The following is an 11,199-nucleotide window of genomic DNA, read 5'->3' as shown; positions in this document are numbered from 1 at the left end:
TCCGTGAACCCCCCGCCGGCGCCCGCTCCCCCTCGGGCGCCGGCTCCCCCTCGGCGCCGACGCCGGCGAGCGGCGGCGCGGTCCTGCGCGGCACGTGGAACCAGGCGGCCTCGTCGGTCTCCTTGGACCGGACGCGGACCTGGCGGTAGTGGTCCGGCTCCACGTAGCGGCCGCCGAGGGCGACCACGTTCTCGTACAGCCAGTCGGAGACCACGACGAGCAGGTCGACCTCGGGCGCCTCGGTCATGAGCCGTTTGGCCGGGGGGCTGTCGCAGAGTCTGGCGGCGAGGTCCACCGCCCGCCCGACGAGCCCGTGCCGGTCCTGCACGACGAGGCCGGCGTTCATGCCGATCCGCATCCGCAGTCGCCGGCTCCGGCCGGTGTTGTGCTCCCGCAGGCTCTCGTAGAGGGTGTCGATCCACCGCCCGACCATGAGGGTCGGCGGCACGTCGGGGCGCAGGGCGGCGAGGATGCCGTCGCCCCGGTCCTCCTGGTGGAAGGTGTCGGGCTCGACGCCCACGGAGCTGTACGCCTCGTCGAAAGCGGTGTACATCGCGGCGCGGTGCAGCTCCTTCTCGGCCATGTCCATGGCCCCGGAACCCACGATGTCGCCGAAGACGACGAACCGGTGGATCCCGCCCGCTACCCCGCTCGCTCCCGCACTGCTCACTCGGACTCCCTGTGTGATGCCGTGGTGCCGCTCGATGCCGTGGTGCCGCTTCGGTGCCGTGGTGCCGCTTCGGTTCGGTGGTGCGTTTCGGTTCCGTGGTGCGCTTCGGTTCCGTGGTGCGTTTCGGTTCGTGGTGCGTTTCGGTTCGTGGTGCCGGTGTTCGGTTCGGTGTCGGTGGCGCATGTCCAGAGTGGTCGCGTTCCGCGACCGGCGATGTAGCCGTTTACACATCCGGCGGAGATTCGTCCGCCCGTTCCGCGCCGGGGCGCGCACGCCCCTCGGCGAGCAGCACGAGGACCCGCATGTCGATGACGACGACGGTGCGGTGCGCGGTGCGGACGACGTCCTGCTCCCGCAGCAGGCGCAGCGCCTTGGCCACCGCCTCCCGGGTGGCGCCGATGGCGGCGGCCAGGTCGTGCTGGGGCAGCGGGAGTTCGAGTACGGTCCCGGCGTCGCCGCGCCGGCCCGCGCGCTCGGCGAGTTCGACGAGCCGGGCGGCGAGGCGCTGGAGGACGGTCTCGGAGGCGAGCGCCCGGCGTTCGACGTCGGCGCTGCGGAGCCGGGTGGCGAGCTGTCGCATGATCAGCGCGGTGGCGTGCGGCCGGGCGGCGAGGAAGCGCCGGAACCGGTCGCCGGAGACGGCCACCGCCTCGACGGTGCCGAGTGCGGTGACGCTGGCGCTGCGCGGGCGCAGGTCGACGGCGGCGAGGTCGCCGACGACCTCGCCGGCGCCGCGCAGGGCGAGGATGAGCCGGGCTCCGCGCTCGGTGCCGACGGAGACGACGGACCAGCCGGAGAGCAGCGCGAGGACGTAGGCGCTGGTGTCGCGTTCGCGGATCATCACCTCCCCGGGCTCGTAGACGCGCCGGGCGCCCTCGGCGAGCAGGGTCCGCCGGTCGGCAGCCGACAGGGCATGGAGGAAGGAGCGGTCCTGGCCGAAGAGACTCATGGCCCGCTCACCCCCCGTACCGTCCGTGGGTCTTCCGGGGAAGACCGTCCACCGGTGGTCGTCCGGCTGTTTTCGTGCGCTTGTTCCCACCTCATGTGACCATCTCTGTCACAGAGTTGACGCTGTGTCACGTCATGGGGTGAAGAACGCTAGAGGGTGCGGAAGAAACGCGTCAACGAGCACGAGGGGCGCAGGGGAGCGCCGTCCCCGGCATCCCTGCGCCCCCCGTCGCCGACCAGGTCAGAGCCTGGGGTCGACCGGCTCGGACTCCAGTGCGAGGACCGCGAAGACGGCCTCGTGGACCCGCCAGAGCGGTTCCCCGTCCGCGAGCCGGTCGAGCGCCTCCAGGCCGAGGGCGTACTCGCGCAGCGCCAGCGACCGCTTGTGGCCGAGGAAGCGCTGCCGCAGCCGCTCCAGGTTCTCCGGCCGGGTGTACTCGGGGCCGTAGATGATCCGCAGGTACTCCCTTCCGCGCACCTTGACGCCCGGCTGGGCGAGCCGGCCCTTGGCGTCGCGGACGAGCGCCGCCAGCGGCTTGACGACCATGCCCTCGCCGCCGGCGCCGGTCAGGTCGAGCCACCAGTCGGTGCCGGCGCGGAGCGAGGCCTCGTCGCCGGTGTCGACGACGAGCCTGCGGGTGACCTGGAGCAGCCCGGTCGGGTCGTGCTCCACCAGCCGATCGAGCCAGGCGAGCTGCGTGTCGTGCGGGACGCCGGCGAGCGAGCGGCCGCGCGCCGCCAGGAGCTGGAACGGCGCGAAGCGCACCCCGTCCAGCCCCTCGGTCGGCCAGCAGTACCTGCGGTACGCCGCCGTGAACGCCGCCGCGTCCACGGCCCGTTCGCGCTGCCGGGCGAGCAGCCCGTCGATCCCCTCGACCCCGCGGCCCACCGCCCGCTCCAGGGCGTCGACCGCCCCCGGGAAAACGGCGCCGGAGGCCGCGCCGACCGCCGCGTACTGCGCGCGCAGCAGCCCGGCCGACTTGAGCGACCACGGCATCAGCTCGCCGTCGAGCAGCAGCCAGTCCGTGTCGAGCTCCTCCCACAGCCCGGCGGCGCCGATCGCGGTCCGCAGCCGGCCGAGCACCTCCTCGGTGACGGCCTCGTCGTCGAAGAACGGCCGTCCGGTACGGGTGTGCAGCGCGCCGGTCACCCCGGTGACGCCGAAGCGCTCACGGGCCGCCTCCTCGTCGCGGCAGACCAGGGCGACCGCCCGGGAGCCCATGTGCTTCTCCTCGCACACGACCCGCTCGACCCCGTCCGCCCGGTACTGGGCGAAGGCCTCGGCCGGGTGCTCCAGGTACCCCTCGGCGCGCGAGGCGGCGGTCGGAGCCATCGTCGGCGGCAGGTAGGCGAGCAGCCGGGGGTCGACGGCGAAGCGGCTCATGACCTCCAGGGCCGCCGCCGCGTTCTCCTCCCGCACGGCGACGTTGCCGAGCTGCCGGGTCTCCACGATCCGCCGGCCCCGCACGTCGGCCAGGTCCAGGGGGCGTCCCTGGTGCCCGCCGGGCGCCTCGGTCGCGAGCGGCCGGGCCGGCTCGTACCAGACCCGCTCGGCCGGTACGTCGACGAGTTCGCGCTCCGGCCAGCGCAGCGCGGTCATCCTGCCGCCGAAGACGGCTCCGGTGTCGAGGCAGATCGTGTTGTTGACCCAGGAGGTGTTCGGCACGGGCGTGTGCCCGTAGACGACGGTGGCGCGGCCCCGGTACTCCTCGGCCCACGGGTAGCGCACCGGCAGCCCGAACTCGTCGGTCTCGCCGGTGGTGTCCCCGTACAGCGCGTGCGAGCGGACCCGGCCCGACGTGCGGCCGTGGTACTTCTCCGGCAGGCCCGCGTGGCAGACGACGAGGTTGCCGCCGTCGAGGACGTAGTGGCTGACGAGCCCGTCGATGAACTCGGCGACCTCGGCGCGGAACGCGTCGCTCTCGCCCGCCAGCTGCTCGATGGTCTCGGCCAGCCCGTGCGTCTCCTGGACCTTCCGGCCCTTCAGCCAGCGGCCGAGCTTGTTCTCGTGGTTTCCGGGCACGCACAGGGCGTCGCCCGCGGCGACCATGGCCATCACGCGGCGCAGGACGCCCGGCGAGTCGGGGCCCCGGTCGACGAGGTCGCCGACGAAGACGGCCGTCCGCCCCTCGGGGTGGTGGCCGTCGACGTAGCCCAGCTTCGCGAGCAGGGTCTCCAGCTCGGAGCGGCAGCCGTGGACGTCGCCGATGACGTCGAAGGGGCCAGTGAGGTGGCGCAGGTCATTGAAGCGGCGCTCCAGGACGATCCCGGCGTCCTCCACCTCCTCGACGGAACGCAGGACGTGGACCTTGCGGAAGCCCTCGCGCTCCAGGCCGCGCAGCGAGCGGCGCAGCTCGCGGCGGTGGCGCTGGATGACGTGCGCGGGCATGTCCGCCCGGTCGGGGCGCCCGGCGTTGCGGCTGCGGCACACCTCCTCGGGCAGGTCGAGGACGATCGCGATCGGCAGCACGTCGTGGGTCCTGGCCAGCTGGACGAGCTGGCGCCGGGCCTCCTGCTGCACGTTGGTGGCGTCGACGACGGTCAGCCGTCCCGCCTCCAGGCGCTTGCCCACGATGTAGTGGAGGACGTCGAAGGCGTCCTTGCTCACGGACTGGTCGTTCTCGTCGTCGGCGACGAGCCCGCGGCAGAAGTCGGACGAGACGACCTCGGTCGGCTTGAAGTGGCGCCGGGCGAAGGTGGACTTGCCGGAACCGGTGGCGCCGACGAGCACGACGAGGGAAAGGTCGGTGACGGGCAGGTTACGGGTCATGCCGTGGCCTCCTTCGAGGTCTCGTCGGTGCGGGTGAAGACGGCCATCTGGGTGGGCGGGCCGACCTCGGGGTCGTCGGGGCCGACGGGGGTGAACCCGACGCCGTACCCGTACGTCCTGGCGACCTCGGCCGCCCAGCCGCGGAACTCCTCGCGGGTCCATTCGAAACGGTGGTCGCCGTGCCGGACGTGCCCGGCCGGGAGCGACTCCCAGCGCACGTTGTACTCGACGTTCGGCGTGGTCACCAGCACCGTGCGGGGCCGCGCCGAGCCGAACACCGCGTACGCGAGGGCCGGCAGCCTCGGCAGGTCGAGGTGCTCGATCACCTCGCTGAGCACGGCCGCGTCGTAGCCGGTCAGCCGCTTGTCGGTGTACGCGAGCGAGCCCTGCACCAGCTTGACCCGGGCGGCCTGCCGCTCGCCCATCCGGTCCAGCCGGAGGCGGCGCGCGGCGACGGTCAGGGCGCGGACGGACACGTCGACGCCGACGATCTCGGTGTAGCGGGGGTCCTTGAGCAGGGCCTGCACCAACTGCCCCTGGCCGCAGCCGAGATCGAGCACGCGGGTCGCCCCGGCGGCGTCGAGCGCGGCGAGGATCGCCTCGCGGCGCCGCTCGGCGAGCGGCACCGGCCGCTCCTCCGTGTCGGTCGTCTCGTCGACGGCGTTGTCGACCTCGTCGACGTCGACGCCCTCGGCCTCGGCGAGCCGCACCAGTTCGAGCCGCTCCGTCGCCTCGCGGGCCAGGCCCCAGCGGCGGGAGAGGTAGCGGGCGGTGATCAGCTTCCGCTCGGGGTGTCCGGCCAGCCAGCCGTCACCGGCGCGCAGCAGCTTGTCGACCTCGTCGGGGGCGACCCAGTAGTGCTTGGCGTCGTCGAGGACGGGCAGCAGCACGTACAGGTGGTTGAGGGCGTCCGCGAGCCGCAGCTCGCCCTCCAGGACCAGCCGCACGTACCGGGAGTCGCCCCACTCGGGGAACTCCGCGTCCAGGGCCACCGGCTCGGCCTCCACCGTCTCCCAGCCCAGCGGCTCGAACAGCGCCCGCACCAGGCCCGCGCCGCCCCGCGCGGGAAGCGCGGGGACCTCGACGCGCAGCGGCAGCGGCGCGGCGGCCCGCTCGGGCATCGCCTGGCAGACGCCGTGCAGCGCCGTCTTGAAGACCTTGGCGAGCGCGACGGCGAGCAGCGAGGACGCCGCGTAGGGCCGGTCGTTCACGTACTGGGCGAGCGCGGAGTCCGGGGCGCCGCCCCGGCCCTTGCCCTTGCCGCGGCGCACCAGCGCCACGGGGTCCACCTCCAGGAGAAGTGCAGCCGTGCACCGCTCGGCGGTCGCCTCGGGGTAGAGGACGTGCGCCGTGCCGTGCGAAGTCGAGAACGCCTGCGCCCGCTCGGGATGCTTGTGCAGCAGAAAGCCGAGATCGGTCGCGGGTCGCTCCTGGTTGCCGGTTGTGCTGATCGTCAGGAACACACTTCCGAGTATGTTCGCCCGTCCCCCTGCCGACCAGGCATTTTCCGTGCGCCGGCGCCGGGCCGCGCCTCAGCGCGGCCGGTCGCCGGACAGCGCCGCCGCGACGGCCGTGATCGTGTCCGGCCCCACCCGGCAGCAGCCGCCGACGAGCCGGGCGCCCGCGGCGGCCCAGGCTCCGGCCCCGGCCGGGTCGAAGGCGAGGTCGCCCCGCCAGTCGCGCGCCCGGGCGTCCCACCGCTCGCCGCTGTTGGGATAGGCCACGACCGGCCCGCCGGTCACGGCCGCGGCGAGCTCCACGGCGTCCGCCACCCCGGCCGGGTCGCAGCAGTTGACGCCGACCGCCACGACCTGGTCGTTCCCGGCGGCGACCGCGAACGCCTCCGCCAGGTCCTGCCCGGCCCGGGTCCGCCCGCCCTCGATCGTGTACGAGAGCCACACGGGCGTCCCCGCCCCCGCGGCCGCCCGCAGCAGCGCCTCCGCCTCGTCCGCGTCCGGGACCGTCTCCAGTGCCAGGACGTCCGGCTCCGCCGCGGCGAGCGCCTCGATCCGCGGCCGGTGGAACGCCTCCAGCTCCCGCACCGACAGCCCGTACCGTCCCCGGTACTCGCTGCCGTCCGCGAGCATCGCCCCGTAGGGCCCGACGGACGCGGCGACCCAGACCTCCTCCCCGACCCGCTCCGCCGCCGCCCGCGCGAGCTCCACGCTCCGGCCCAGCAGCCCCGCCGCCGCCTCCCGGCCCAGGCCCCGCCGGGCGAAGCCCTCGAAGGTGGCCTGGTAGCTGGAGGTGATGAGCACCCGGGCGCCGGCCCGTACGTACGCCGCGTGGGCCGCCTCGATCTGCTCGGGGCCGTCGGCGAGGAGCCGCGCGGACCAGAGCGCGTCCGAGAGGTCGCAGCCCTGCGCCTCCAGCTGGTTGGAGAGACCGCCGTCGAGGACGACCACCCCTGCCCGGAGGGCTTCGGCGAGCGTGCGGATCGGCTTCATCGGGTCGCCCGTCCCCTCATCCCAGCTGCGCCTGGACCTGCGCGGAGATCAGCTCCAGGTGGTCCAGGTCGTCCAGGTCGAGGACCTGGAGGTAGACCCGCGAGGAGCCGATCGCCGCGTACCGCCCGATCTTGTCGACGACCTCGGCGGGCGAGCCCGCGAGGCCGTTCGCCTTGAGTTCGTCCACGTCCCGCCCGATGGCGGCGGCGCGGCGGGCCACCTCGGCGTCGTCCCTGCCGACGCAGACGACCAGCGCGTTGGAGTACACCAGGTCGTCCGGCGCCCGCCCGGCCGCCTCCGCGGCGGCCCGGACCCGGCCGAACTGGAGCTCGGTCTCCTCCAGGGACGCGAACGGGATGTTGAACTCGTCCGCGTACCGTGCGGCCAGCCGCGGCGTGCGGCTCGCGCCGTGCCCGCCGATGAGCACCGGGATCCTGTCCTGCGCGGGCTTGGGCAGCGCGGGCGAGTCGGTGAGCCGGTAGTACGTCCCCTCGTGGTCGAACGTCTTCCCGACCTCGGTCCCCCACAGCCCGGTCACGATCGCCAGCTGCTCCTCGAGACGGCCGAACCTCTCCTTCGGGAACGGAATGCCGTACGCCGCGTGCTCCTCCTCGAACCAGCCGGCCCCCAGGCCCAGTTCGACCCGCCCGCCGGACATCCGGTCGACCTGGGCGACCTGGATGGCGAGGACCCCGGGGAGCCGGAAGGTGCCGGCCGTCATCAGGGTGCCCAGCCGGATCCGCTTCGTCTCCCGGGCCAGGCCCGCCAGGGTGATCCAGGCGTCCGTCGGGCCGGGCAGGCCGTCGGCGGACCCCATGCTCAGATAGTGGTCGGAGCGGAAGAAGGCGTCGAAGCCGAGGTCCTCGGTGGCCCGGGCCACCCTGAGGAGGGTGTCGTAGTCGGCCCCCTGCTGGGGTTCCGTGAAGATGCGAAGATCCATACCTCCATCCTGCACCGTCGGGTGCGTGTCAACCTCTCCGTCAGTCCGCCGTCCGCACCGGCACGGTCGGGTGAATATCCGACCCCCTGGCGGGGCGCGTCCGCCCTGGCCAGTGACCGGGGCCGGGCACCCGTCGTTGGCTCGGGCGGAGCCGGACCGCCCGGCCCTCGTGCCGGCGGCCGCTGCCGGTGCGTCGCTCTCTCTCGTGGCCCCGTCCTCGGCGGTGGGGTCCCGGTCGAGGAGGCCGCCATGTCCCAGGAAGCCGCGCCGGAGCGGGCCGTTCCCGAGCAGCCGGTGCCGCAGTCCGTACCCGAGCAGAAGGCCGCCGGCGCCCCCAAGGGTCTGCTCCAGCAGATGGAGGAGATCATGGCGGCCCTCTCCGCCGACCTCTCCCAGCTGGACGCCGACCTCCAGTCCTCGGCCGACCGCCACGAACCCGACCAGCACGAGCCCCACCGGCGCGAGCACCAGGACCGCCCCGGCGACGCCCGGCCGCTCCTCTAGACCCGCCGCCGCCCTCGTGTCCCCGGCCGCTCGACGGGTGCCGTTCACGTCGGGCCCCGCCCGGGGCCCGCGCGACCGCGGGCGGGGTCGGGCGGGCGGGCCCGCTCCCCGTCCCGTACGGCCAGGCGCCGGAGCATCCCGCGCACCCGGTCGCTCGACTCGTCGGCGGCGTCGATGGCCTCGATGCACTGCCAGTAGAGCCCCTCCTCGTCGGTGGCGCAGGCCACCCCGACGAGCGCGATCCCCACTTCCCCGAGCAGTGCGCCCAGCGCGGTCAACGCCCCGCGCGGATCGCCCACTTCGGTCAGCTGGGCCGCCCGGGGCCCGCCCGCTCCCCACACCGGGTACTCCCCGATCTCGCTCAGCCCCCGCGCGTCGCCCCGCAGTTCCAGCGGCCCGCAGAGCGCGAGATGACTTCCTATCGCCTGGGCGAGCGCCTGGGCCTGCCAGGCCTCCGCCACGATGTGCTGTGCCGTTCCGCTCTCCGCCAGCGCGCGCCGGCCGAGTGTGATGAGTCGCTCCGCGTCCATCAACGCAGCCCCCGTTCGTACGACTTACTGCCCACTCATTCCACTACCCAGAGTGAGGCGGCCTGAGCCTCCGCACCAGGGGAATTCGGAAATCTGTGGACAGGAGGCTCGACGGGGAAAAGCCGATCACTCCGAAGAGTGACGATCTCCGTCCGCATCGCCCCCCTCGCCGCCGTCCGCGCTCCCGCCGGACCGCCGCCGGGCGGGAAAGCGGACCTCGTTGCGGTCGATCTTGGCCGCGAGGGCCGCCAGGGGGTCGACCCCGAGCACCTCGCAGAACTGGAGGAGATAGGCGAGCACGTCCGCCACCTCGTCGGCGACGCGGTGCGCCGACTCGGGGTCGTCCATCACCCGCTCCGCCTGCTCGGGCGTCAACCACTGGAAGATCTCCAGGAGTTCGGCCGCCTCCACGCTGAGCGCCGCCACCAGGTTCTTGGGCGTGTGGTAGGGCTGCCAGTCACGGGCGGCCGCGAACTCGGCCAGCCTGCGCTGCAGTCCCGCCACGTCAAGGTTGTTCGTCATCCGGTCAGGTCTACCACCGTCACCCCGGGTGTCCGCCGCGCCTCCCCCGCCGCTCGCTCCCCGACCGTCCCGGCGACCCTGATGTGCCCGTCGGCGGCGATGCCCGCAGCGAGCCGGAGGAGCTCACCCAGCTGGCGACCGTCGAGCCCGCGGTCCAAGCCGTCGGCGAGCAGGGTCAGGCTCTGCATGGCGTCGGGCACCTCGGCGAGCCGGTCCATCGCCAGCACGCCGGGCCCGGTGAGCAGGGTGAGCGCGAGTGCCAGATAGCGGAGTTCGCCGTCGCCGAGCCGGCCGAGCGGGGTCGCGGGCCGGCCGCCCCGCTCCAGGAACGCCCGCACGGTGCCCTCCGGGAGCTCCTGCACCCCGACGCCGGTGACGGGTCCCGCGCAGCCGGCTCCCGCGACGGCGGCGAGGCGGAGGTGGCGGCGCGGGCAGTCGGTGTGGGTGCGGTGCAGGACCTCGGCGAGGTTGCCGCAGCCGCGCCGGAGCCGCCCCTCGCCCGGGGGGACGGGCGCCCGCATCCGCTCGGGCCGGGGGTCGCAGGCGAAGGCGGACCTCAGCCCGATGACCACCTGCTCGGCGGCGGCCAGGACGTCCAGCTGCCCCGCGGTCTTGCCCGCCACGCGCAGCGGCAGCAGGGCCGTGCCGAGCAGGTCGTCGGGGAGCGGGGCGCGGGTGACGGGGGTGGCTCCGGCGGTGTGCCATTCGGCCTGGACGGTGCTGCGGCCCGGATCCCGCAGGGCGGTGGCGAGGAGGGTGCGGCCGCGGCCGGTGAGCCGTTCGCCGACGATCCGGAGCCGGGGTTCCGCCTGGACGGCGAGGTCCAGGCGGACGGGGCCGGCCGGCCCGTCGACCGTGCACCCGATCCGGAAGCCGCGGCGGCCCTGGGCGTCGGGCCGGGCCCGCTCGGGGACGCAGTCGGCGGCGTCGGGGAACACCTCGTCGAGCGGGTCGCCCGCGCCGAGCCTGGCCAGCGCCTCGTACGCCCGCAGGGTGGTCGACTTCCCGCTGCCGCTGGGACCGGCGAAGAGGGTGACCGGACCGAGCGGGTGCGCGGCCCCGCGGTGGCCGGCGAACGCCGAAAGGCGCAGCTCGGTGACGGCGGGCCGGGCGGCGGTCCGCCCGGCCCCGGCCGCACCGCCGGACGGCCCCCGGGCTTCGGGGACGGAGAGGCGTGCGTCTGACGTGCTGGCGAGCGTGGCGCCGCCGGTGAGGTCCATGCCCGGACCGTACGCAGGCCCTTCCGTGACGAACCGTTACGGCGAGATGACCTTCCTACGATCGGGGGACGCCGGCGGTCCGGCCGCCCACGACACCCTCCTCGTCCTCGCCCTCCGAACCCTCGACCTCGGTGCCCGCCGGGGCGAGGAGGAAGACGTTCCGGTCGACGCGGTGCATGCCGCTGCCGAGCCCGAAGACGACGCCGCTGCTGAAGTCGAGGATCCGCTTCGCGACCTCGGTGTCGGCGCTCGTCAGATCGAGGAGCACCGGGATCTGGGCGATGAGGTACTCGGCGACCTCGCGGGCGTCGGCGAACACCTGCACCCGGAGCACCACCATGCGGCGCTGCTCGGCGGACTCGTACTGCTCGGGGATCGTGCGGTGATCGACCCTGGACGGCCATTCGTCACGTCCGCGCAGGGGCACGACCTGCGCCAGGCCCTCCCACTGCTCGTCGGTGACGTCGTACCTCTCGTACCTACTCATGGGCACATCCTCCCGCCCCTCACCCGTTCGGCCCAACAACGACACGAGGTCGTGACCGGGCCGTGGCCTGCGCGGACCCGAAGTCACCCGGTCGGCCCATGCCGCGCGGGAGGGGAGGTTCCTCTGCGGAGACCCCCGGAATCCCCGGGGCGACCCCGGGG

At 74.3% G+C, this 11,199-nt stretch carries 11 protein-coding genes; 1 reads left to right on the top strand and 10 read right to left on the bottom strand.

Annotation, left to right across the window (positions count from 1 at the left end; translation table 11 throughout):
- The 6 genes from ACFCY7_RS37315 to ACFCY7_RS37290 all read right to left on the bottom strand — a co-directional run.
- A partial coding sequence (locus tag ACFCY7_RS37315; RefSeq protein ID WP_376490528.1) for a hypothetical protein occupies positions 1 to 670 on the bottom strand: 670 nt, incomplete at its 3' end.
- Positions 671 to 893: 223 nt separating this feature from the next.
- A complete protein-coding gene (locus ACFCY7_RS37310; protein ID WP_376490527.1) occupies positions 894 to 1,619 on the bottom strand; it encodes a Crp/Fnr family transcriptional regulator in 726 nt (241 codons plus the stop codon).
- A 240-nt stretch (positions 1,620 to 1,859) separates the two neighbouring features.
- Positions 1,860 to 4,388 (bottom strand): polynucleotide kinase-phosphatase, encoded by a 2,529-nt coding sequence (locus ACFCY7_RS37305; protein ID WP_376490526.1) that lies wholly within the window; start codon positions 4,386 to 4,388, stop codon positions 1,860 to 1,862.
- Complete coding sequence (locus tag ACFCY7_RS37300) at positions 4,385 to 5,851, bottom strand: 3' terminal RNA ribose 2'-O-methyltransferase Hen1 (protein WP_376490525.1); 1,467 nt, start codon at positions 5,849 to 5,851, stop codon at positions 4,385 to 4,387. The genes ACFCY7_RS37305 and ACFCY7_RS37300 overlap by 4 nt, the downstream gene beginning before the upstream one ends.
- 69 nt (positions 5,852 to 5,920) lie before the next feature.
- Positions 5,921 to 6,835, bottom strand: a complete 915-nt coding sequence (gene mmuM, locus ACFCY7_RS37295; protein WP_376490524.1) for a homocysteine S-methyltransferase — start codon at positions 6,833 to 6,835, stop codon at positions 5,921 to 5,923.
- Between the two features lie 16 nt (positions 6,836 to 6,851).
- Entirely contained in the window at positions 6,852 to 7,775 is a 924-nt protein-coding gene (locus ACFCY7_RS37290) for an LLM class F420-dependent oxidoreductase (protein WP_376490523.1), read from the bottom strand.
- 249 nt (positions 7,776 to 8,024) lie between these two features.
- On the opposite strand from ACFCY7_RS37290, the gene ACFCY7_RS37285 reads away from it, so the two are divergent.
- The gene (locus tag ACFCY7_RS37285) at positions 8,025 to 8,279 is read left to right on the top strand and encodes a hypothetical protein (protein WP_376490522.1); all 255 of its coding nucleotides are present in this window, start codon (positions 8,025 to 8,027) and stop codon (positions 8,277 to 8,279) included.
- Positions 8,280 to 8,323: 44 nt separating this feature from the next.
- Here ACFCY7_RS37285 and ACFCY7_RS37280 read toward each other — a convergent pair whose 3' ends face one another.
- The 4 genes from ACFCY7_RS37280 to ACFCY7_RS37265 all read right to left on the bottom strand — a co-directional run bounded on the left by ACFCY7_RS37280 (position 8,324) and on the right by ACFCY7_RS37265 (position 11,038).
- A complete protein-coding gene (locus ACFCY7_RS37280) occupies positions 8,324 to 8,809 on the bottom strand; it encodes a DUF6099 family protein (protein ID WP_376490521.1) in 486 nt (161 codons plus the stop codon).
- A gap of 126 nt (positions 8,810 to 8,935) precedes the next feature.
- Positions 8,936 to 9,331, bottom strand: coding sequence for a nucleotide pyrophosphohydrolase (locus ACFCY7_RS37275; RefSeq protein WP_376490520.1), 396 nt, complete (start codon positions 9,329 to 9,331; stop codon positions 8,936 to 8,938).
- Entirely contained in the window at positions 9,328 to 10,551 is a 1,224-nt protein-coding gene (locus ACFCY7_RS37270; RefSeq protein ID WP_376490519.1) for an ATP-binding protein, read from the bottom strand. The genes ACFCY7_RS37275 and ACFCY7_RS37270 overlap by 4 nt, the downstream gene beginning before the upstream one ends.
- A 55-nt stretch (positions 10,552 to 10,606) precedes the next feature.
- Positions 10,607 to 11,038: a cell division protein SepF gene (locus ACFCY7_RS37265; RefSeq protein WP_073906529.1), complete on the bottom strand. Its 432-nt coding sequence runs from the start codon at positions 11,036 to 11,038 to the stop codon at positions 10,607 to 10,609.
- Between the last annotated feature and the right edge of the window lie 161 nt (positions 11,039 to 11,199).

The sequence above is a fragment of the Streptomyces sp. NPDC056361 genome, from assembly GCF_042262805.1.
GTDB lineage: Bacteria > Actinomycetota > Actinomycetes > Streptomycetales > Streptomycetaceae > Streptomyces.
Note: the sequence above shows the minus strand (reverse complement) of the source record. Positions and strands in the feature narration are given on the sequence as shown.